Annotated in this window: 22 protein-coding genes; 15 read left to right on the forward strand and 7 right to left on the reverse strand. The window is 58.4% G+C overall.

Going from position 1 to position 22,215, the window contains the following annotated elements; all coding sequences use genetic code 11:
* Window positions 1–142 precede the first annotated feature (142 nt).
* Window positions 143–793 carry a CBS and ACT domain-containing protein gene (locus ACE3NW_RS02115; RefSeq protein WP_374279881.1) on the reverse strand — a complete coding sequence of 217 codons (651 nt, stop codon included), beginning with the start codon at window positions 791–793 and terminating at the stop codon, window positions 143–145.
* Between the two features lie 144 nt (window positions 794–937).
* Here ACE3NW_RS02115 and ACE3NW_RS02120 point away from each other — a divergent pair, with 144 nt between their 5' ends.
* The 3 genes from ACE3NW_RS02120 (at window position 938) to ACE3NW_RS02130 (ending at window position 3,827) form a co-directional block, all read left to right on the forward strand.
* The gene (locus ACE3NW_RS02120; protein WP_374279883.1) at window positions 938–2,125 is read left to right on the forward strand and encodes a LarC family nickel insertion protein; all 1,188 of its coding nucleotides are present in this window, start codon (window positions 938–940) and stop codon (window positions 2,123–2,125) included.
* A 140-nt stretch (window positions 2,126–2,265) separates the two neighbouring features.
* Window positions 2,266–2,766, forward strand: a complete 501-nt coding sequence (locus ACE3NW_RS02125; protein ID WP_374279885.1) for a hypothetical protein — start codon at window positions 2,266–2,268, stop codon at window positions 2,764–2,766.
* Window positions 2,767–3,017: 251 nt separating this feature from the next.
* Window positions 3,018–3,827, forward strand: a complete 810-nt coding sequence (locus ACE3NW_RS02130; RefSeq protein ID WP_374279887.1) for a DJ-1/PfpI family protein — start codon at window positions 3,018–3,020, stop codon at window positions 3,825–3,827.
* A gap of 233 nt (window positions 3,828–4,060) precedes the next feature.
* Here the strand turns inward: ACE3NW_RS02130 and ACE3NW_RS02135 are convergent, their stop codons facing one another.
* The 4 genes from ACE3NW_RS02135 to ACE3NW_RS02150 all read right to left on the reverse strand — a co-directional run bounded on the left by ACE3NW_RS02135 (window position 4,061) and on the right by ACE3NW_RS02150 (window position 7,415).
* Window positions 4,061–5,266 (reverse strand): FprA family A-type flavoprotein, encoded by a 1,206-nt coding sequence (locus tag ACE3NW_RS02135; RefSeq protein WP_374279889.1) that lies wholly within the window; start codon window positions 5,264–5,266, stop codon window positions 4,061–4,063.
* A 98-nt stretch (window positions 5,267–5,364) separates the two neighbouring features.
* Window positions 5,365–5,502, reverse strand: coding sequence for a rubredoxin (locus ACE3NW_RS02140; protein ID WP_291332615.1), 138 nt, complete (start codon window positions 5,500–5,502; stop codon window positions 5,365–5,367).
* Window positions 5,503–5,569: 67 nt separating this feature from the next.
* Window positions 5,570–5,950, reverse strand: a complete 381-nt coding sequence (locus tag ACE3NW_RS02145; protein ID WP_136400579.1) for a desulfoferrodoxin — start codon at window positions 5,948–5,950, stop codon at window positions 5,570–5,572.
* 214 nt (window positions 5,951–6,164) lie between these two features.
* Window positions 6,165–7,415: a phosphodiester glycosidase family protein gene (locus tag ACE3NW_RS02150; RefSeq protein ID WP_374279892.1), complete on the reverse strand. Its 1,251-nt coding sequence runs from the start codon at window positions 7,413–7,415 to the stop codon at window positions 6,165–6,167.
* Window positions 7,416–7,732: 317 nt separating this feature from the next.
* On the opposite strand from ACE3NW_RS02150, the gene ACE3NW_RS02155 reads away from it, so the two are divergent.
* The 11 genes from ACE3NW_RS02155 to fliW all read left to right on the forward strand — a co-directional run bounded on the left by ACE3NW_RS02155 (window position 7,733) and on the right by fliW (window position 18,913).
* Window positions 7,733–8,605, forward strand: a complete 873-nt coding sequence (locus ACE3NW_RS02155) for a methylenetetrahydrofolate reductase (RefSeq protein ID WP_374279894.1) — start codon at window positions 7,733–7,735, stop codon at window positions 8,603–8,605.
* 66 nt (window positions 8,606–8,671) lie between these two features.
* The gene (locus ACE3NW_RS02160) at window positions 8,672–10,051 is read left to right on the forward strand and encodes an MFS transporter (RefSeq protein WP_374279896.1); all 1,380 of its coding nucleotides are present in this window, start codon (window positions 8,672–8,674) and stop codon (window positions 10,049–10,051) included.
* 108 nt (window positions 10,052–10,159) lie between these two features.
* Window positions 10,160–10,594: a DVU0524 family FlgM-associated protein gene (locus ACE3NW_RS02165; protein WP_374279898.1), complete on the forward strand. Its 435-nt coding sequence runs from the start codon at window positions 10,160–10,162 to the stop codon at window positions 10,592–10,594.
* Window positions 10,595–10,626: 32 nt separating this feature from the next.
* On the forward strand, window positions 10,627–10,947 hold the full coding sequence (gene flgM / locus ACE3NW_RS02170) for a flagellar biosynthesis anti-sigma factor FlgM (protein ID WP_374279900.1): 321 nt from the start codon (window positions 10,627–10,629) through the stop codon (window positions 10,945–10,947).
* A gap of 149 nt (window positions 10,948–11,096) precedes the next feature.
* Window positions 11,097–12,209 (forward strand): flagellar basal body P-ring protein FlgI, encoded by a 1,113-nt coding sequence (locus tag ACE3NW_RS02175; RefSeq protein ID WP_374279902.1) that lies wholly within the window; start codon window positions 11,097–11,099, stop codon window positions 12,207–12,209.
* Window positions 12,210–13,757 (forward strand): rod-binding protein, encoded by a 1,548-nt coding sequence (locus tag ACE3NW_RS02180; protein ID WP_374279904.1) that lies wholly within the window; start codon window positions 12,210–12,212, stop codon window positions 13,755–13,757.
* 186 nt (window positions 13,758–13,943) lie between these two features.
* On the forward strand, window positions 13,944–14,408 hold the full coding sequence (flgN, locus tag ACE3NW_RS02185; protein ID WP_374279906.1) for a flagellar export chaperone FlgN: 465 nt from the start codon (window positions 13,944–13,946) through the stop codon (window positions 14,406–14,408).
* Window positions 14,409–14,410: 2 nt separating this feature from the next.
* Window positions 14,411–16,525 (forward strand): flagellar hook-associated protein FlgK, encoded by a 2,115-nt coding sequence (flgK, locus tag ACE3NW_RS02190; protein WP_374279908.1) that lies wholly within the window; start codon window positions 14,411–14,413, stop codon window positions 16,523–16,525.
* Between the two features lie 9 nt (window positions 16,526–16,534).
* Entirely contained in the window at window positions 16,535–18,064 is a 1,530-nt protein-coding gene (locus ACE3NW_RS02195; protein WP_374279910.1) for a flagellar hook protein, read from the forward strand.
* Window positions 18,065–18,161: 97 nt separating this feature from the next.
* Window positions 18,162–18,398 (forward strand): carbon storage regulator CsrA, encoded by a 237-nt coding sequence (csrA, locus tag ACE3NW_RS02200; RefSeq protein ID WP_374279912.1) that lies wholly within the window; start codon window positions 18,162–18,164, stop codon window positions 18,396–18,398.
* Entirely contained in the window at window positions 18,377–18,913 is a 537-nt protein-coding gene (fliW, locus tag ACE3NW_RS02205) for a flagellar assembly protein FliW (protein WP_374279914.1), read from the forward strand. The genes csrA and fliW overlap by 22 nt, the downstream gene beginning before the upstream one ends.
* Window positions 18,914–19,688: 775 nt before the next feature.
* Here fliW and dnaJ read toward each other — a convergent pair.
* Entirely contained in the window at window positions 19,689–20,795 is a 1,107-nt protein-coding gene (dnaJ, locus tag ACE3NW_RS02210) for a molecular chaperone DnaJ (RefSeq protein ID WP_374279916.1), read from the reverse strand.
* 105 nt (window positions 20,796–20,900) lie between these two features.
* Window positions 20,901–21,137 carry a DNA-directed RNA polymerase subunit omega gene (rpoZ, locus tag ACE3NW_RS02215; protein ID WP_374279918.1) on the reverse strand — a complete coding sequence of 79 codons (237 nt, stop codon included), beginning with the start codon at window positions 21,135–21,137 and terminating at the stop codon, window positions 20,901–20,903.
* Window positions 21,138–21,395: 258 nt separating this feature from the next.
* Here rpoZ and ACE3NW_RS02220 point away from each other — a divergent pair, with 258 nt between their 5' ends.
* Complete coding sequence (locus tag ACE3NW_RS02220; protein WP_374279920.1) at window positions 21,396–22,199, forward strand: ATP-binding protein; 804 nt, start codon at window positions 21,396–21,398, stop codon at window positions 22,197–22,199.
* The last annotated feature ends 16 nt before the right edge of the window (window positions 22,200–22,215 follow it).

Raw genomic sequence — 22,215 nt, forward strand, 5'->3', positions numbered from 1 at the left:
TCACAACGAGAGCTCTTATGACACAAATAATTTTTGATGGCAAGTCCTGTGCGTCTTTTTCGCTCTCACCGTACATTTTTGTACGGGGCATTTGTGTAGTGATTCGGATGCCATACCATAAACATGATTAAATTGTAGGTATTTAGTGCTGGCAGTAGAGCACTTTGCCAAGCTTGTTGACGCCAGCAATAAGTTCTTGTTCAGACTGTGCATTTTCAAGGTCACGCACGCGCACAAACATGTGGCGGTTGCCATCGGGGTTGGAAACGGTAAGCACCGAAAGAATGCGGGCGTTGTGCGCGCGCAGCAGATCAAACAGGGGGCGCGCCGTGCCGGGCTGGTCGGGCAGCTCCACGGCAAATTGCAACCCGCCCAGGCGTGCGCCGGTAATGTCTACCATGGCCTTGAAAACATCGTGGTCAGAGATGATGCCCACCAGTTTGCCAGCATCGTCCACCACGGGCAGCCCGCCAACCTTGTTGTCCAGCATGATCAGGGCGGCCTGTTCTACTGTGTCGGTCGGTTTGACGGTGATGGGCTTGGCCGTCATAATGTTTTTGGCTTTCAGCTCGGCCAGCAGATAGTGCATTTCGTACATGTCGAGCGTGGTGGCCTTGGAGGGAGAGGCATCGCGCACGTCGCGGTCAGAGATGATGCCAATGACCTGACCCTGTTCGTCCACGACCGGGATGCGGCGGATGTGGTGATCCTTCATGAGCTTGCCCACTTTGAGCAGCGATGTATCGGGGCCAACGCTGACAACATCGGTGGTCATCCAGTTCTGTACAGGCATGCTTTCCCTCCGGGGGGATATGTTTCAGGTTATGACGGCGTGGTCGAAACGGCCATGCACAGGTTTTATATATACCAATGTGCCATTACTGCACAAGTGTGTAGCTATAAGTTGCGTGAACAGTCAAAGTTTGAAGGGGCCGATATGTTTTTACATCTTGATTGCGGGGCGGGCATAAGCGGCCCCATGACCCTTGCCGCCCTTGCCCATCTGGGGGTGGATTTTACGCCGCTGACAAGGCTTTTGGCCCTGGTGGGCCTGCCGTGCCAGATTGATGTGGCGGCAACAACCAGGCCCGGCGGGCCGGGGCAGACCGTTGCAGCGCGCTGGCTGGATGCTGCGCAACACCCCGGCAGCCTGAAGGAATTTGCAGAAATTTTAGATAAAATTGATCTGCCACATCGGGTGCGGCAGCGCGCGTGCGCCGTGGCCAGTGCGTTGGCCGGAGCCTACGCCCAAGCGGGCCAGATGCCCGTGGATGCGGTGCGGTTTGCCACGCCGGAATCCGGGGGCGAAACCAGCGGCGATCGAGACGACGAGGCCCGTGTCCTCATGTATATAATTGGAGCGGCCTACGGTCTTGAGGTGCTTGGGGTGCAGCGGATTACGGCTTCTGCCTTGCCCTGGTTTTCGGGCAGCGTGTCGGGGTCCCACGGCTGCATTCCTCTGCCACGGCCCGCCACAGCCTGTTTGCTACAGGGCAAGCCCGTTTTTGCCACAGAGACCCGCGATGAGCTTATTACCCCCACTGGTGCGGCCTTGCTGCATGCCCTGGTGGATGAGTTTGTTCTCGGCCCGCAGGGTACTCTCAAGGCCTTGGGTACGGGCTACGGCCTGCAATCGCCTGCCGGCGGATTGAGAGCGTGGCTGGTGGAGCAGGCCGGAGGCGGGGCCGACCATGCGCATGGCGGATGCGAACCGGTCATCCAGCTGGAGAGCCACATTGACCACCTTAATGGTGAAGATCTGGGCATGGCGCTTTCGGCCCTTTCTTCCATGCCAGAGGTGCTTGATGTGCTCTGGCTGCCGGGCCTTGGCAAAAAGAACCGCCCGGCGGGGCTGCTGCGGGTTTTGTGTTTGCCGGGGCAGCGCCAGTGCGTGGCCGCTGCCGTGCTGCGCCACACCCACACCCTGGGGCTGCGCGTGCAGACCCTTGATCGCATGGTGGCTCCGCGCCGTGCCACCACAACAGAAGTGGCGGGTCAGATGCTGCCAGCCAAGGAATATGTGATCGAAGGCCAGACCTACATTCGCCCAGAGGCTGACGCTCTGGAGGCCGCAGCCCGTCAGCAGGGCGTTGGCGTGCCCGCACTGCGCAATGCGCGCGGCTGATTTGTAGGCACGCCCACCAGAAGGCCCGGCCTTAACGGATTTCTGACAGTGTGTTCGGTAGCTTGGATGCCATCTTGCATCCCGCCGCGTGCTGGCGTAAGGAGGCAATGGGCAAAATGCCCATCCCAAGGAGGAAATGTATGCGTATGCAATATGTGTTGAAACCTTTGGCGCTGAGTGTTCTGGCCGCAGGCCTGATGTTTGCCGGAACCCCCGTTGTGCAGGCAGCCCCCGACAGGGATGCCACGCAAAACTACAAGCAGCGCAGTGACCGTGACGGAAATCGCGGTAATGACCGTGGTCAGCATTACGACCGCAAGGACAAGCAGGACCGTCGTGACGACCGCCGCGATGACCGTCGCGATGACCGCCGCGACCAGCGAGACGACCGTCGTGACGACCGCCGCGATGACCGTCGCGATAATCGTCATGAAAACCGCATGGAGCGCGGGCACGACAATCGCAGCGAACAGGGTGAACGCATGGGCAAGCCCCAGTACGACAAAGACCGTGGCGACCGCCGTGGCTCCCGTGGTGACGAAATGGGCCGCCCGCGCGACGACCGCCGTCCCCCGCGCGATCAGCAGCGTGGCCCCCAGGGTGGGCGTTCTGCCGACAACGATGACGACGTGCGCAACTAGCGGCCAAGACATCACAGTATAAAAAGCCGGGCAGCGTTTCCGCACGTTGTCAGGGATTACACAAAAAACCTTCCGCTAGCGGAGGGTTTTTTGTTTTATGGCCAGGCCAAATTATATTGGCTCGTGAGCAACGGCTCACAAAGTGGCAGAAAAAACATATTTATTGTCATTGTTGCCAAGGGGGAATCTGCACTAGGCTGGGTGCATTCGTGCCACGCGGGAGTTAGCTACCCGCAGAAAAGGAGACGCATATGTACCGTATTTTTCAGCACTGTTTGAAACCTCTGGCCTGTTTGCTGGTTCTGCTGGCATCGGCATGGCCCTTGGGCGTGCAGGCCCAGACCCCCAGCCAGCCTACATCCGCAGAAACCGGCGGCATGTACGATGTCGTTCCCGTACCCGCCGCCCGGCAAATAACCTTGGGCGTGTTGCTTTTTCCCGGTTTTGAGATGCTCGATGCCTATGGGCCCCTGGAAATGTGGGGCAGTCTCAAGCATGCCCCTGACCGTTTCTGGGGGGAGGCATCTGACAGGGTGGGCATCCGCCTGGTGACTGTGGCCGCCACCAAGGGGCCCGTGCCTTCGAACCAGGGGCCCAAAACCGTGGCGGATTTTGACTATGCCGATGCGCCCGCGCTGGACTATCTGCTTGTGCCCGGCGGCATCGGCGTTACTCCTCTTGTCAGCGATCCGGCAACCCTCAACTGGCTGCGGGCGCAGGCAAAAAACACGTCCCTTGCCATGTCTGTCTGCAACGGCGCATCGTTACTGGCTGCTGCGGGTCTACTTGATGGCAGGGCCGCCACAACCAACAAGATGGCCTTTAAGGCTTCCATCGCTCCCGGCCCCAAGGTGCGCTGGGTAGCCAGCGCACGCTGGGTGGATAACGGCAATGTTGTGACCTCTTCCGGGGTTTCTGCCGGTATGGACATGACCGTGGCTGTGATTGCCCGGCTTTACGGGCAGCCGCTGAGCGACTGGGTGGCCCAGATTACGGAATACGAGCCCCACCGCGATCCTGCCTGGGATCCCTTTGCTGTAAAGGCTGGGCTGGTTAAGTAGGTATTTGCAATACTGCTGGTCAGTGTCACGGCCACTACCAGTGCGTCGCGCGCGTGTCTGCCCAGGGAGAAGGGCGGGCTGCAGCAGACTGATGCTCGGCGGTGCTGTTTCGGGTAATTTAAAATGTGGCATTGCAAGGGCAGCATGTAAAAGCGTGCGGCAGGCAGCAGACCATAAAAAAACAGCAGCGTTCTGTGTGAACGCTGCTGTTTTTTATCTGGGGCAGAGTGCTCTTAGCCCTGGCACTTCTTTTTAAGGGCGTCTGCAATGGTAGCGCCCATCTGGTGGCAGGCCTTGAGGGTTTCGTGGTCGGGCCGCCAGTTGCACTTCACGGGTTCGGCGGGCATTTCCATGTTCATGGCGGCCAGCTGTTCGTGCAGATATTTGGGGCCTTCGCCCGACCAGCCGTATGAGCCAAACGCACCGCCAATGCGGTTCAGGGGGCGCAGGCCCTTCATGTAGGTAAGCTGGGCGGCAATGAGGGGCAGCACGGTATTGTTGTGCGTGGGCGAACCGGCAATGACCGCGCCGCAGTCGGCAAGCTCGGTCATGATGGCGCTGTGGTGGTTCTGCTTGACGCTCATGATGCGTGTGGGCACACCGTTTTCTTCAAGGCCGCTGCAAATGGCGTAGGCCATGGTTTCGGTGGATTCCCACATGGTGTCGTAAAACACCAGGGCGCGCTGCTGGGGCTTTTGCTCGGCCATGCTGCGGTACATGTCTATGATGTTGCGCACGGCTTTTTCACCACGGTGGATAAGTCCATGGTCGGGGGCGATCATGTCGATATCGAGCTTTTCCACCACGGGCAGGGTTTTGAGCACCATGGGAGAGTAGGGCAGCACGATGTTGTAGTAGTATTCCTTGACGCGGCGCGAAAATTCGCCGTCGTCGCCGAATTCGTCAACAAAGCGCGCGGAGCTGGCAATGTTCTGGCCAAAGATGTCGTTGCTGACCAGCAGCTTGTCTTCGGGAATATAGGAAACCATGCTGTCGGGCCAGTGCAGCATGCGGGTTTCCTGAAACACGATGGTGCGCTTGCCGATATTGATGCTGTCGCCGCTTTTGACAGCCTGCACGGGCCAATCCTTGCAGTCAAAGTAGCCAGCCATGGATTTGAGACCGGTCTGTGACACAAAGACCTTTTCGGGCTTGCAGCGCTCGATGATGGCTTCAAGCGCGCCAGCGTGGTCAAGTTCCATGTGGTTGCAGATGATGTAGTCAATTTTTTCGGGCTCAAGAACCTGCGCAATGCGGCACAGCAGGGTGCCTTCGCAGCCCGAGGCAACGGTATCGAGCAGAACGTTTTTTTCGTCCTTGATCAGGTAGGCGTTGTAGGTCGAGCCGTCGGGCGAGCGGGAATATCCGTGAAAATCCCTGTGGTCGTAATCGACATGGCCGACCCAGAAAATATCTTTTTTAATTTCTACTGGCTGCATGGTAAATCTCCGCAGTGTTGGGGCATTCCCGTTTACAAAAAGCCCCGCCTTGCCTTAGGGCAAGGCAAAGCGGGGGAAAGTACGGGAAAATTGGAAAATTAGGCAGGAGAAAACTGGTCTTTACCCACGCCGCAAACGGGGCAGGTCCAGTCTTCGGGCAGATCTTCAAAGGGCACATTGTCGTTTTCAGCGGGGTCGTACTCGTAACCGCAAACGCCGCAAACATACTTTTGCATGGCTTGTCTCCTGAAAATTTTATTGTGGCTTTATGCCGGGCAACGCACAGGGGCACAGGGTGAAAAACTAGTTTTCAGCCTTCCAGTGGCCGTGCAGATTGCAGTATTCACGGGCAGTAACCTTGGCCGCGTCAATGGCAAAAAAGGCCTCGGGCGCATCGCCGGGCTTCAGGAACTTGGTGTAGCTCCTGCCGTCGGCCAGCAGCTCGATCCATTCGATGAAGTGCTTTTCTTCCATGGGGTGGGCAACGCTGCCAACCTTCACCATGTAGCCGCCGTCAACTTTTTCGATGACAGGCACGTGCTTTTCAAGGGCACCGTCGGTGGCACCTTCGACCATCAGCTTCATGGGGTCGCCACAGCAGACGATGTCTGCGCCGCCGCCATGAAGAACTTCAACAATATTGCCACAGTGGGTGCACTTATACACTTCGAGTTGCGTGGGCATGAGTCCCTCACTTGTTTTGACTGGTTATCTTGTGGGGGGCAGGCTGAAACACTTGAAACACATGATCAGCCCCCTTTCCAGCAGCCATTGTGAAAGAAGTGCCCAGCGATGTAAAGCCTTTTTTTCGAGATTGGTAATTATTACCATTAAAATAACGTGGTGAAAAAACGCAAAAAAGCCGCGCTGCTGGCCGAATTTGAGGGTATTAAAACTTTTATTTTTTGAGCGACTGATCAGGTTGCTGAACAGCAGGTTTCGCACCACGTGCCGGTGGTTGCGCAAGCGGGGTTCCGGGCTCTGTGAGAGGGGCTGCGGCGGTGTCGCTGGCAGATGTAGCGGGTACGTGCGCTGGCAACAAGGTATGGCTGGGGGCCAGAGGCAGTGGCGCAGCGGGGGGCGCAGCCTGTTCCTGAAGTTGAGGCTGGTTTTGCGCGGCCCCGGTGTTGGGGGCGGTTTCGTCAGTGGTGGCGGGAGGGCTGACTGCGGCATTTGACGGAGCTGCAACGGGTGTAACTTGCTCTTGCCCCTGTGCGGGGCTTTCGTCGGGCTGTGCAGGTACGCTCTTGCGGCGGGCCCCAAGCACGTTGGGCAGCACTGCCCGCAGATCGCCGGTAACCAGCAGGCCGCTTGGGCTCAGGCCCACCAGTTCGCGCGTCAGCGCCGCAGAGCGCACCAGCAGGCCCGCCTGGCCGCCGCCTTCCACATACATGACAGTGCGCACGTTAAGCGGCAGATGCAGCACCTGCTGGGCAAAGGCGTAGGCCTCTACAGGCTGGCGGCAGTGCATGAAAAGAATCTGGCCGTCTCCATCCTGCGCAACGGCAGATATGGAATAGTGCGGGCCGCCGGGCGACCAGAGAATGCGCCGGTCGGCGTTGATCATGCGGTAGTTCTGGATAACCAGCGAATAGCGCTCCATCTGCTGCCGCCACAGGGGGTTGTCGCGGTCGATAATGGCGGCCAGGGGCAGGCCCGGCTCGTCGGGCCCGGCCACAAAAAACGCGCCAAACCGCTGCACGATGCGGCCATTGTTGGTGTGATCGCCCTGGCGCATGTAGCCGGTGCTGGTTGATCCGTCGGGCAGATACATGCTGGCGTTGATGGCGGCGGCAAGGTTGTACTGTTCGCCCCACTGGCTCAGCGGGCGCGAGGGGCCGCTGTCCTGCGAGCGGGCGCAGAGGGTAAAGTCAAAATGGGCGGGATCAATGCGCAGCACGCTCAGGCGCGCATCACCGTCGTTGAGCTGAAATTCGCCAAAAAGCAGGCCGGGCTCCAGCTCGCGCCAGTCGGCACGGCCCTGGTTGTCCAGGCCGTTATCGGCAGTGGGTTCGGTTGCCGCAGGCAAGCTGGGGGGCTGCTGGTGCGGAGGCTGCTGGGCGGCGGCCTCGTCGCTGCTGGCCGCTGCGGCTGCAACACCGCCCGCATTGCTGGCCAACAGCCACGCGTCGGGCAGCGGGGTGTCCATTTGGCCTGGTACCGCGAGGGCGGGATGCGGAAGAAAAGCAAGACATACGAGCGCAAGCGCCGTCAGCCATGTTTTCGGCAGAGTGCGGATGGTCCGTCTCAAGGGCCGGATCGAGTCCGCTGCTATAAAAGGATACTGCCGGGTATTCATATCTTGCCGTCTATTTTTAATGTCCGTACCCTGCATTACGACCGCTTTTGCCATTTGGCAAGGTGTGCTGCCATATTTTTGTTGACATATCAACTTATCTTGATATAAACATAAGCTATCAGGTCGCAGTACAAATCTCTGTGGCATTACGCGTTAAGGAGCTTTCCATGCATATCGGTCAAATGATCCGGAAACTTTCGGCCCCTTTTTATTCGCTGGAGTTTTTTCCCCCCTCCGACACGGCCCATCTACCCGATTTTTACACAACGGTTGACCGTTTGTGTGCGCTCAACCCGCTGTTTGCGTCGGTCACATACGGCGCTGGCGGCGCACGGCAGCAAAATACGCTGGCCGTAACGGCAGAGCTGGCCCGCCGGGGCATCGCCGCCATGGCGCATTTGACCTGCGTGGGCGCCGAGCCCCAGTCCATCGCCGCATTTTTGAGCGATCTGCGCGCTTCGGGGGTCAATAACGTGCTGGCCCTGCGCGGCGACCCGCCCGCCGACAAGGAATGGAGCTGGAGCACTGCCCATTTTCGCCATGCTTCTGATCTGGTGGCCTTTGCCAGAGAGCAGCAACCGGGCATGGGCATTGGCGTGGCGGCCTATCCTGCCCCACACCCGGAATCGCCCACTTTTGCCGACGACCGGCGGCATACGGCCAACAAGCTGCGGGCCGGGGCCGACTTTGCCCTTACCCAGCTTTTTTTTGACGCCCGCGAATACGAAGACCTGGTGAGCCATCTGCGCGGGCAGGGCATCACCACCCCGGTGATCCCCGGCATTCTGCCCATCCAGAGCTTTGATTCGCTGCGGCGCGTGCTTTCCCTGTGCGGGGCCAACATTCCCGGCAAGCTGTATCTGGCCCTCGAAAAAGCCCACAACGAAGGCGGGGCCGAGGCCGTGCGGCAGGTGGGGCTGGATTATGCGGTGCGGCAGATACGCAGCCTGCTCGATGCGGGCGCGCCCGGCATACATCTGTATACACTGAACAAGGCCGATATGTGCCTGCGGCTGGCCGAGGCCGTGGGCAAACTGTAATCCTGCGCAGGCCAGGGCTGTGGGGCGTATTGACCGCCCCGCACCCCCGGCGCTATTGTGTATGGTATGAGTTCATCCATCGAAAAAGGGCACGGCTGGTTGCTGGTGTCCGTGTGTACTTCCCTGTTTTTCATGCCTTTCATGATGGCTGGCGTAAACGCCGTGCTGCCGCCGCTGGGGCAAAGTCTCCACGCCAGTGCGCGTGAGCTGGGCCTGATGGGGGCGTTTTATTCCATGGGGCTGGCGGTTTTTCAGCTGGCCAGCGGCAGCATGGGCGATATTTGGGGCTACAGGCGGGTTTTTTTGTGGGGCATTGCCCTGTTTGCCGTGGCTGGAGCCCTGCTGGGTTTTGTCAATTCCGTGCCGCTGTTTTTGCTGCTGCGTTTTGTGCAGGGTGTGGGCGGGGCCATGTTCAATGCCTGCGGCCTTGCCCTGCTGGCCTCTGCCGCGCCAGAGGGACGGCGCGCCTCCTACCTTGGGTACAGCGGCTCGTCGGTGTATGCCGGTATTGCCTGCGGGCCGCCCGTGGCGGGTTTTGTGGCCGGTTGTCTGGGCTGGCAGTGGCTGTTTTGGGGCAGTGCCCTTGCCTCTGTGGCCGTGCTGCTTCTGATGAAGTATCGCGTCAAGCTTGAATGGCGCAGGGCCGAGGGCAAGCCTTTTGACTGGACGGGCTGCTTTGTCTATGCGGCCGCCATGGTATGCCTGACCTTTGGAGCCTCTGAACTGGCTGCGGCCCCGGCCATTGCTGGCGGTCTGCTGGTGGCCTTTGCGGGTCTGATGGCCGCTTTTTGCGCCAAGGAGCTCAAAAGCGCCAATCCGCTGCTGGATCTGCGCCTGCTTGCGCGCAACAGGGTTTTTGCCCTGTCCTCTCTGGCGGCATTCATCAATTACACGTCCTTTTTTGGCATAGTGTTCTTTTTTAGCTTGTATCTTCAGTTTGGGCGCGGCATGTCGGTACAGCAGGCCGGGCTGTTTCTTGCCTTGCAGTCGGTGGTGCAGGCCATGACAACCCCGGTGGCGGCGCGGCTGTGCGGCAGATTTGAGCCGGGCAGGGTCAGCGCTGCGGGCATAGGCCTGTGTGGCCTTGGGCTTGTTGTGTGCGGGCTGTTGCGCATAGATTCGCCCATGTACGTGCTGGTTTCGGCCCAGTGTTTGCTGGGCATGGGCATAAGCCTGTTTGCGCTGCCCAATACCACCATTATTCTTGAAAGCGCGGGCCGTGACCGCGTGGGGCAGGCCGCTGGCCTTACCGGGGCAGTGCGCACTGGTGGGCAACTGTTCAACATGGCGGTGATAACTCTGACGCTGGGATTTTATCTTGGCAGCGAACCAGCAGGAACGCATAACATTGATGCGTTTATGGGGGCCATGCGCGTTGACCTGATAGTTTTTGGCGTGCTCAACCTGTTGGCCGTGGGCTGCGCCCTTGCCAGAAATCGTCGATAAACAGCGCCATGGCCTGCAATGCTGTGAAGTTACAGGCCAAAGGCTTTTTGTGGTGTGTCTAAAGTTTTTTTCGATCCTGCCGAAAAGGATGGAAGGACGGAAAACACCATGGCCGATGTAACCGCCGCGCAAGTGCGCATGATGCTTCAGGGGTATGAGCAGCAACTGCTTGCAGCCCGGCGTCTTGCGCGGTTGAGGATGCGGCGCAGAATGGCTGCGGGGGACGATCCCAATGATCCAGATCCCGCTGCCCGACGGCATCTGATGGTCGAAAAGGTGGCACGAGAGCTGTACGAAGCCCTGCTCTATACCGGCAGCGACAACCCCGTGGTGGAAGAAATCCGCCAGGAGCTGGGACGCGAGGTGGGGCAGGACGTGCAATTCACCTATCCTCCCGGTGGCAGATTGCGTATTGTGGGTCAGGGGCCGGAAGGCCTTGAGCCTTTGTCTGATGAAAAAATGCGTGCATCGCGCAACGCCCTGTGGCGCGTAACGCGAAAAAAAGTTGACGAAAGCATGCTTGATGAGCCACCGGCCGGGTAACCGGGCGGCAGGGAGCACAGGCGGAGAGCACTATGGAAATTCAGGGAAAGATCAATAATTTTCTCGATCCTTATGGCACGGCATCCAGCCTCGACAAAAGCGGCGAAGCCAGACTGAAGAACCGGGCCAGCGCTGCCCAGGTTTCCACCGAAGGTTCACAGGGGGATACTGTCAGCGTGTCGCAGGACGCCCTGCTGTTGACAGAGGCGCGCCGCACAGCCCAGAACACGCCCGATGTGCGGGCCGAAAAGGTGGAATCCCTGCGTATTCAGGTTTCTAACGGAACCTACAAGCCGGACAGCAAGCTTATTGCCGCCAACCTTGTGCGCGAAGAGCCGGGCCTGTTCCGATAATACCAAACCAGCATAACAACGCCGGGCGGTCATGGATAATTCCATGACCGCCTTTTTTTTATGTGCTGTGGGCAGCAGCCCCTGGTGCGCAGTTCGGCATGCTTTCTGCAAACCCCTTTGTGCCGGTATTTCGGCAAGGAGTCTGCGCCATGAAATTGACGATACTGCGCCATCCCATTTTCTGGATAACCACCGCCGCACTGCTGGTTTGCTGGGCCTTGCCCGCGCAGGCCGTGCGCATCAAGGATATCGCCACGTTTTCGGGCGTGCGCGACAACCAGCTCATCGGTTACGGGCTGGTGGTTGGTCTGGCGGGAACGGGTGATAAAAAGGACTCTGTCTTCACCCTGAGCTCCATGAAAAACATGATGGACCGCATGGGCGTTGGCGTGGACGCCTCGGCCCTGAAGATAAAAAACGTGGCCTCGGTCATGGTAACGGCGCGCATGCCTGTTTCGTCCAAGCCCGGTACGCGGATTGACGTAACCGTCTCATCGGTGGGCGATGCATCTTCCCTCATGGGCGGCGTGCTGCTGCAAACGGCCCTCAAGGGCGTGGACGGCAAGGTATATTCCCTGGCCCAGGGCGCGTTGACCGTGGGCGGTTTTTCCGCTTCGGGCAAGGCGGCCAGTACCACCAAGAACATCGCCACCGTGGGCATCATTCCCGGCGGCGGTATTGTGGAACGCGGCATCCCCTTTGAATTCAACCAGCAGGACAAGCTCACGCTCAACCTGCGTGTGGGCGATTTTTCTACCGCGCAGCAGATAGCTGAGCGCCTTAACGGAGCCATGGGCGGGCGCTACGCCCGTGCCGTGGACGCCACCAGCGTGACCATGGACGTGCCGCCCCAGTACCGCAACAATCTGGTTCCGCTCATGGCCTCTGTGGAAAATCTGGATGTCAGCCCCGACACCTCCGCCAAGGTGGTTGTGGACGAAAAAACCGGCACAGTGGTGCTTGGGCGCGATGTGCGCATATCGCGCGCGGCGGTGGCCCACGGCAATCTGCAAATAACTGTGCAGGAAAGCGAACAGGTCTCGCAGCCCGGCCCCTTCTCGCAAGGGCAGACCGTGGTTACCCCGCAAACAGAAACCAACGTGCGCGAAGAAGCGCGCCACCTCATGATGGTGGAAGGCGCAACTCTTCAGGAACTGGTGGACGGCCTCAATGCCATCGGCGCAACACCCCGCGACCTCATCTCCATCTTACGGACAATGCAGGCTTCGGGCTCATTGCATGCGGATCTGGAGGTAATCTAAATGACCACGCCCATGTCAACCGCGCTTGTTCCGCCTGAGGCCGGTGCGGGCGAAATTGCCCGCAACGAAATGCAGTCTCGCCTGGCGGGCCTTGGCAATCTGGGCGGCAAAAAAATTGATCCCGCGCAAAAGGAAAAGAAGCTGCGCGAGTCGTGCGAGGGCTTTGAATCCATATTTATTCAGAAAATGTGGGAAGAAATGCGCAAAACCCTGCCCAAGTCCACCCTGCTGCACGGCAAGGAGGAGCAGTTCTGGCAGGGCATGTACGATCAGGAACTGGCCAAAAAAATGACATCGGCCGGTGGTATTGGCCTGGCCGACATGATGTACGCCCAGCTTTCGCGCGGGCTGGTATCTGCCAGCCGCAGCACGGCTACAGATGCCTCTGCCATGGGCCAGCGTGCCTTTACGCCGGAAGCTGCCCCCATGCTCACGCCTACCAATGCTGCCGAAGCCGAGCGTAGCGGCAGCGCTGCTGCGGCCTCTGGCAACAGGCGTGCGCCCGGTTCCGCAGCCTCGGTCTACGATGGGGTTTCGCCCTTGCAGGATGCCGGGCTCGTGCCCAACGGCTCTGCGGCGGCGCGTACCCTTACCGGTGATCAGGCCGCCGCAGACGGGCAGGATCCCGACGAAGCCGCCCGCCTCGCACAGCAGGCCGCTCAGGCCTCTGCGCAGCCAGAGCGCCACAAGGTGGTGCGTACGTCCAACGTTCCCAACATGAATACCGGCCTCAACATGGCCCGCTTGGCCCAGTTTGAGGCTGGCAGCAAGCTTGGCGCCAACACGGTACGGCCCTCCATGCAGCAGATGATGGGCCTTGCGCAGCAGCAGAGCCGGCCCGGTAATACTACCCAGGCCAACGGCCAGCAGACAGGGCAGGGGGTTGACGAAGCCGCTGGCAGCCCCGGTGGGGATCAGGGTTTTGCGCCCATGCCCAACATGGCGATTCCGCCGCTCGCGGGCGAGAGCTTTGGCGCGCAGGCGGCCATGCAGCCCGTCTCGCAAACAGCCATGCAGGCGGCCACACAGCCCGCACAAGGGCAGGCCCCGGCAGGCGGCTCCGGTCAGCTGCTGCCGCCCAAGCCCCAACCAGTCAAGGTTCACTTTACCACCAATGTGCCCCCGGCCGGGCGCGGCGGCAAGCAGGGGCTTATCCGCACGTTGAATACAGACGGAACTGGCCCCAACAGCAAGGCGGGTGCGGGCATAGCAGCCTACCACGCCCAGCAGGCCCAGCAGGGCCAGCCCGGCGGCGTGCAGGCGGCGCAGGCAGCAGCCGGGGCGCAGCCCACGGCCCAGGTAAGCACCCTGCCCATGGGGCCAGCAGGCCAGCAGGCCCCCCTGCCGGCCAGCCAGGCCGCAGCAACGGGAGCACCCATGCCGCTTCAGGGGGGAACCCCCGCAACCGCGCCGGGAATGGTCAGCCCCGTACCGCTCACCGGCGGGCAGATATCTGTGCGCCAGAGCGGCAAAAATGCCGACAGCCGTGGGGCAGCTGCAACGGGCATACCGCCGCTGACGGCCACAGATGTATACGGCAGGCAGTAGCTTTCTGATGGCGTGGCCCGGGGGGGGCAGGCTGAAAGGTGCAACTTTTTGCCACTCCCGTGTATGGGCTGGGAATAAATTTTCAGGCACGAAATTTGCTTAAATCCAGACGGGGCGGCAGTTTCTGCCATCCCGCCGGGTCACAGGGCAGGCGCGGATGGGAGCAACAGTTCCTCGGAGGTACATATGCACAACGTCATTTACGAATCGCTTTCGCGTCAGGATAAGGCCCTGTGCCTTTTGCGCGACCTTCTTGAAGAAGAATACAATTGCCTTATTGGCCGCGATACCGATGGCGTGGTGTCTCTGGAATTTTCCATTCAGGAGCTGATCCGCCATCTGGCGCTGGAAAAAACCTTTGTCATCAAGCGGCTTGGTGGCATGCGCGTGGCGGAATACGCAGGCATGCTCCCCGATGATCTGGCGGCCTCGCTGCTGGAAACCTTGTGCCGCATAGACGTGAGCGAGCAGGGCGTTGCGCGGCAGGCTTCGCGCAATACCACGCTTTCGCTGGCCCTGCTTGACCAGAGCAGCCGTACCCTTCAGGCCCTTACAAGTCAGGCCATGCCGCCCAAGGCAGAGACCTATGGACGCCGTGGCGGCATGCGCACGCAGCATCCCCAGGCGGCACTGATTTCCGGGAGGCTGTAGTCATGCTCAGCGGTCTTTTTAATGTGGGCCAAACGGCCCTCAACGCCGCGCAAGCCTGGATTTCGGTCACGGGCAGCAATATCGCCAATGCCGATACCGAGGGTTACACCCGCCGGTATGTGGATCAGCGCGATGCCGGAACCCTCACCACCAAGCCGGGCGGTGAAGGATTGGGCGTTAACGCCCAGCAGATTTTACGGTATTTCAACTCATTTCTCGAAAGTTCCTACGTAACCCAGTCGAGCAACTCCTCACGCTGGGAAGAGCAGGAAAATATCATGGGTTCGGTTGAAAGCCTCTTCAATGAATCCAACCGGGCGGGTGTAAGCTCTGCCTTGAACAAATTTTTTACTGCCTGGAAGGATCTTGCGCAGCGTCCTAGCGACACAGCCTCGCGCGAGTCCCTGCTTTCGTATGCAGACAACCTCTGCGACATGCTCGGCAGTACGGCAGATGGCGTCAAATCGTTGCAAAGCCAGATGGATGTTTCCATCACCCAGGGCGTGGACCGCGTCAATGAACTGGCCAAGAGCATTGCCTCGCTCAACAAGCAGATCAACGCCAATACCATTGATGGGGTAAGCAACCCCAATGCCCTGCTTGACCAGCGCGACGGTCTTGTGCGCGAAATGGCGACCTACGTCAATGTTACCACGGTGGACAGGGGCAACGGCGATTTTACGGTGTCGCTTGCCACCGGCCAGCCTCTGGTGCAGGGCATAAGCACCAATTCGCTGGAAGTTCTTGCTGCCCGCGCCGAAAACCGGCTTTCTGTGGGCTCTGCCTACGCGGGCAATGTGCAGTTTGATGGCTCTGACAGCCACGAGTACACGGTAGAAGTGCTTACCGGGGGCAATGCGGGTGTTGCCGGTTCAAGCGGCAACCCCACGTTTCGTGTCTCGCTCGACGGCGGTAAAACATGGCTGCGCGACGACAACGGCGCAGAAATGCACTACGAGATAAGCTCCAACGGCAGCACCACCGACCCGGTGCAGGTAAAGAACCTCAAAATTTCTTTCAGCTCCATCTCCGATTTTACGGCTGGCGACAAGTTCGACATCATGCCCAAAACTGGGCTGTACTGGAACGAACCCACACGGGGCCCGCAAAATGTTACGCCGCAGACCTTTTTTGACGGTACAGAAAACCAGAACCGTGTGTCTGGCGGCAAGCTGACCACCTATTTCAGCGTTCGCGACGACAACTGCGGCAGATATCTTGACGAACTCGATGCCACAGCCAAGTCGCTGATATGGGAAGTGAACCGCATCCACAGCCAGGGTGCGGGAACCACGCTGTTTGACTATGCCCAGGGCCAGCAGACTGTGCTCAATACTACCGTTCCCCTTGGCTCTGCCCAAACCGTACTGCCCGATGCTGGCAAAATTCAGGCGGGCAACGTCAATTTTTATTTTTACGACAAGACAACGGGCAACTATGTGTCTTCGGGGCAGCTGGATTTTGACAGCGCAACTACCGGCGTGCAGAACTTTGACCCCAAGGTGCATTCGCTGGATGATGTGGTCGCTGCCATAAACTATACGTTTCCCACCGAGCTTTCGGCCAGCATTCAGGATGGCAAGCTTGTGGTCAACTCTGCTGCGGGCAGCAATCTGCAATTTGCTCTTGGTACAGACAGCACCGGCATGATGGCTGCTCTTGGCATGAATACATTTTTTACCGGCACTGATGCGAGCACCCTTGCTGTAAACAGCCAGCTGCACGGCAATGTAAACTACATTGCCGCAGGGCAGGTAAATGGGCAGCAGCAGATCAACAAGGGCGACAATGCCAATGCCACCGCCATTGGCAAGCTCTCTGACACCAATGTGACCATTTCCACAGTGTGGAAGAACACCACCAACCAGACTATCTCGCAGTATTACGCCAGCCTGGTTACCACTGTTGGCGCAGATACCCGGCTTGCCAAGACCAATTCAGAGTACCACAAGACGCTGACCAGCGATCTTGATACACAGGTAAGCTCTGCCTCTGGCGTAAACCTGGATGAAGAAATGGCAAACCTCATCAAATTTCAGCACTCCTACACGGCAGCGGCCAAGCTTATCACCACCGCCGACCAGATGCTGCAAACCCTTCTTGGGCTCAAGCAATAGGAGACGGTTATGGGCATTCGCGTTACACAAAGCAGAATGTACGATACCATGACGACCCAGATGCAGAAGAATCTGTCGGCGTACATGGAAAGCAACGAGCAGGGCTCGACACAGAAAAAGATCAACCGGCCATCGGACGATCCCGCCGGAACCTACCGCGTGCTTACCACGCGCGATGATATTGAGGCTACCAACCAGTATCAGAGCAACGTGGATACAGCCAAGGGCTGGCTAGAGCTGACCGACAACGTGCTTGGAACCCAGTTGAGCACTGCGCTTACCAGCCTGAAAAGCCTGGCAGAGCAGGCCTCAACAGGAACCTATACTGCGGCAAACCGCCAGCAGATTGCCTATCAGGCCCGGCAGATTTTTGGGCAGATACTCAATCTTTCCAACACGCAGTACGAGGGCAACAGCATTTTTGGCGGGCAGCGTTACGACCGCAACGCCTTTGAAGAAGGGCTGGGGCTGACCAGTGCCGATACCAACTGGAACACGGCCATCCAGGCGGGAAACTATACCATCCAGGGGGCTGCAACCACATCCATGATGGTGCAGTTCACCAGCACGGGCACGCTGGACGGCGGCCCGCAGAATTTTCGCTGGTCTTCGGACGGCGGTACAACCTGGAGCACGGGAACAACCGCAGGCCGCACTCTTTCGATGAACGGCGTTACGGTAACAATGAAGAACGACATGGCCGTTACGGCTGCCGACGTGAGCCTTGGCGCTGGCTCGCACAACGGCACATTGGTATATATTCGGCCCACAGCCATGTACCAGGGTGACGACAACGATCCGCCGCCCACCATGACTGTCATGGGCGGGCCGGCAAATCTGACAACGTCTGCCGCCGGTGCTTTTGGCGGCAACGTGCTCGTGCGAATGGACAACGATGCCGACCTGGCTTCGTCGGGCAGCACGGTCAATTATTCGTACAGCACAGACAGCGGCTCAACCTGGATTTCGGCCACATCCACCACCAACGGCACAAAGAAGCTGCGCCTGCTCGTGCCCAGCGGGTATGTGGACATGGACGCCACCAGCGTGGCAGCCAGCACGGTAACCGCCGGAACACAAATATTGGTACACCCCGACCGCGCCGATCTGAACCTGGAAATAATGAAGGATTCATATATTTCCGTTAACAACGTGGGCAAGGATATTTTTGGCGGCTATTATGAGGGTAAACCAGCTCTTGCTTCGTCTACCAATCTGTTTGACATGGTTGGCGATTTTGTAAGTTATTGCGAAAATAACAATCAGGAAGGCTGCCAGGAAACCCTTACAAAAATTGCCAGCGTGCAGCAGAATGTTCTTACGCAGACAGCCCGCGTGGGCGGACTGGAAAACCGGGTTTCGACCGCAAGCGACATACTCAGCTTTCAAAAGGTAGACCAGCAGGATCGTTTGAGTTATACTGAAGATATAGACCTGACCGAGTTGCTGACAAAGCTTACGAGGCAGCAGTTGACGTATCAGACGGTGCTTCAGTCTTCGTCAAAGATCATGCAGATGAGTCTGTCCAGTTATCTGTAATGCCCGATAGCGTTCCCATTGGCCGTTATATCGCCGATGGGCCGCGATAGAAGCTGCCCGGTGTGGTTCAAGCAACGATATAATAACGGAAGCACCTATGCTCATATTGACGCGACGCCCAGGAGAGAGCCTATATCTGGGCGAAAACATACGCATAACTATCTTGGGCATGCAGGGCAAACAGGTCAAACTTGGCCTGGAAGTGCCCGATGACACCACGGTTTATCGCGAGGAAGTGTACAAGCGGGTTGTTGAAGAAAACCGTCGCGCCCTTGAAACCAGTACTAACGACCTTATGGTGGCTGCTGAACTATGGCACGAAACAAAGAAATAGAAATCGACACCCGTCTTGGACGTCGTTGTATTGATGCGGATAAAGTTATTCACTTTCCCCGTGGGTTGGCCGGGTTTGAAAACGAGCGGGATTTTATCCTGCTGCAAATCAGGCCCGAAGCTCCACTGCTTATCCTGCAAAGTGTGAACACGCCGGTGGTTGGTCTGCTGGTGGCTGACCCCTACAGCTTTTTTGACAAATCGTACAAGCCGCTCGTGGGCGATGCCGAAAAACAGCTGCTCAGCATCGAAAGCCTGGATCAGGCTGCGGTGCTGGTCACCGTATCCATACCCGCTGGCGCGCCAGAAAAGGCCGTGCTCAACCTTACTGGGCCCATAGTTATCAACTATGAGGCGCGTATGGGCTTGCAGGTTCCGCAATGCGCCGATGGGCCGCAGCAGATAAACATGCACTCGCTCAAACCGGTGGAAGCCGAGTCCCCTGCGGCAGAACCCGCAGCGGGCAGTACCGCTCCCACGTGCGGTTGCGGCGATAAGGCTGCCCCGCAAAAATAAGTACTGTTTGACATCTTTTTTATAAAACCCGGCTGTTTATAAAGCCGGGTTTTTGTTTTTTGGTCGGGTGGTAGAATGGTTTTACTGCGCACATCTGCCGGTCATGCGCAATTTTTTTAAATAACATGCGGTTATGCAAAGGTATTGTGTGTTGAATGCGCGCGAAGAGAGTGCTAAATATTGGGGTCAGTGGTGAAAAAAATAACTTGCATTATAAAAACCATGGTGCTAGATTGAGCGCACAAACAGTGGATAATTCCCCTGTATAAAAAGAAATTTTAAGCGAATCTGTTTTCGCACGGCAAAAAATTACAGACGGCAACCCTCGGCAAACGCACAGCCCCTTCTGTGTATCCGCTGCCCCTTTAGCGGAACTGTTTGCCTGCCTCTGCGTCCTTGCTGTTCCACCTCGCCTGGCGGGAACTGCTCAGGACAATGTTGGCCCGGCGCATACCACAGATGCCGCCGGGCCAAATATTTTTTGCCTCGTTTGTCTGTCGCAGCCTGCTCCTGATTTTCGCTGGCGCTGGCGTTGCCACCGCCCATAAAAAAAGCCGGGGTTCTACCCCGGCTCCAGATTTGATGACAAACCCCGCTGCGCGGGATTTGCGCCGCCATCGGCGGGCGACCCGCCGGGCGGAAAGGCACGAAAATCCGTCGCGTTCGGCGCGGCCAAGCCGCAGCCTGCTCCTGATTTTCGCAGGCACTGGCACGGCCACCGCCAACAAAAAAGCCGGGGTTCTACCCCGGCTTTTTTACATTTGACCCCAAAAATCTAGTCAATGCCCATGGCCTTGGTGATTTTTTTGGCGGCCTTCTTAACTTTCTCCAGCGGGCTTTTTTCCGCAGCTGCTTCAAATTCGCGCAGCAGCTCCTCCTGCTTGGCAGAAAGGCGCGTGGGCGTGAGCACCTTGACTTCTACCAGCAGATCGCCACGATTGCGCCGCCCAGGGTAGGGCATGCCTTCGCCCGGCATACGCAGCAGCGTGCCGCTCTGGATGCCCTTGGGAATCTCAAGGGGCAGATTGCCGTCGAGGCCAGGAACTTCGGCCCGGTGGCCAAGGGCTGCCTGCACAAAACTGATTTCAAGGGTGTAGATGAGGTCTTGCCCCTGACGCTGCCAGCGCTTGTCCTGTTCGACGGTAAGCACCACATACAGGTCGCCGGCAGGGCCGCCGTGTACACCGGGTTCGCCCTCGCCGCGCACGCGCAGGCGGGTTCCGCTGTCCACACCGGCGGGCACGCGCACCACAAGTTCGCGGGTGTCGGTGGTAATGCCCTCACCCTTGCACTTGGGGCAGGGCTTGGTGATCACACGGCCCGTGCCCTGACATGAGGGGCACGGCATGGAAATCTGAAAAAATCCCTGCGAGCGGCGTACCTGCCCCGTGCCGCTGCACTGGCGGCAGGTTTCTGCCTTGCTGCCGGGTGCAGCGCCGCTGCCATTGCATTCGGAACAGGTGACGTGCTTGGGCAGGGATATGCTGATCTCGTCGCCCTTGGCCGCCTGTGCAAACGTGATGGTCAGGTTGTAGCGCAAGTCTGCCCCGGCCATGGGACGGGGGCCACGCGTGGCAGTGGAAAAACCAAAAAGATCGCCGAAAATGTCGCTGAAATGCGCAAAAATATCGTCGTTGCTGCCAAAACCGCCAGCGCCGCCCTGTACGCCCGCACGGCCAAAACGGTCGTAACGCGCACGTTTATCGGGGTCGCGCAAGACATCGTAAGCCTCGGCGGCTTCCTTGAATTTTTGCTCGGCCTCGGCATTGTTGGGGTTGTGGTCAGGGTGATACTTTAAGGCCAGCTTACGGTAGGCCCGTTTGATTTCGTCATCTTCGGCGCTGCGGCTAACGCCCAGCACTTCGTAGTAATCGAGCTCCATCGTAGTTCCGGTCACTGTGCGGCTTGTGCGCCTGTGCTAAAGGTTGTACATAAGCGCGGCGGCCTCCCTGGGGAAGCCGCCGCGCGAACAATCCGTTCCAGAGGGCTATTCCTCTGCGGCGGCCATGTCCTGGCCAGGCAGGGGGTTGTAAAGACTGACATCATCGGGCAGAACTTTGCCTGCGGCAATTTCGCGCAGGGCGGTCACGGCCTCTTTGTTACGCGATTCCACCAGGGGTTCGTAGCCTTCGCGGTACTGATGCACGCGCTTGATGGCCATCTGCACCAGCAGAAAACGGTTGTCTACGCGTTCCTGGCAATCTTCAACGGTAATACGGGCCATGCTGCCTCCGTAGGTTGCGGCTAAAACGCCGCATTCCGGGCCACCACAGGCAACCCGGTTGATAAATAATACCGCCCGACCGATTGTAAAGGCCGGGCGTGTGCATACGCCTTCGCGCAGGTTTACCCTGCTGAAATAAGAATTGATATATGTCGTCCGCTGCGCTGTCAATAGGCTGATTATTTGGCTGCCAGCAAGGCTCTACAGGTATGGTGGGGGGTTAGGCTCTTGCCAGCCAACAGGATACGCAAAAAAATTATGAGTAGAGAAAAAAGATCGTTCGCCCAGGAAACCTGCGTTAAAAGCGCAGGCAAGGCCATGCAGAAAACCGGCATGCTCTGGCCCGGATGCCGCGTTGCGGTGGCTGTTTCTGGCGGGGTGGACAGCTTTGTGTTGCTGCAAAGTCTTAAAATACGTCAAGGAATCGTACCTTTTCACTTTGAAATCATGGCGATCCATCTGAATCCCGGCTTTGACGAAAAAAGTCATGCGGCCCTGCTGCCCTGGCTGGCAAGGCGGGGTATTCCCGGCCATATCGAAATGACCACCTTCGGGCCAGACGCGCATTCGGAAAAAAATCTTCGCCGGTCGGCCTGTTTTCGCTGCTCGTGGTTGCGCCGCAAGCGGCTTTTTGAGCTGTGCGGCCAGTACGGCATAACCCACCTTGCCCTGGGGCATAATGCCGATGACCTGGTGCAGACATTTTTTATGAATCTGAGCCGCAATGGCCGCGTGGACGGCATGAGCATGAACGAACCTTTTTTTGGCGGCAGCCTGCAACTGATACGCCCGCTGCTGCTGGTAGAAAAAAAGTTTATTCTCAAGGCCGCCAAACAGTGGGAGCTGCCCATCTGGGCCAACGCCTGTCCCTCGGCGGGCAATACGGCACGCAGCTCCATGAGCGAAACCCTCGAACATCTTTATGCCGTGTCAAAAGATTCGCGCCGCTGTATCTTTAATGGCCTGACCCGCTGGCAGCTTGAAAAAAACAGCGCGTCCACAGACTTGTCATTAGAAGTGCCCCTTCCCGATGACGAGGCCCCTGATCTGGACGCAGATTGACACGGGTTGCTTTCCG

Source organism: Desulfovibrio sp., from assembly GCF_041907885.1.
Lineage (GTDB): Bacteria > Desulfobacterota > Desulfovibrionia > Desulfovibrionales > Desulfovibrionaceae > Desulfovibrio.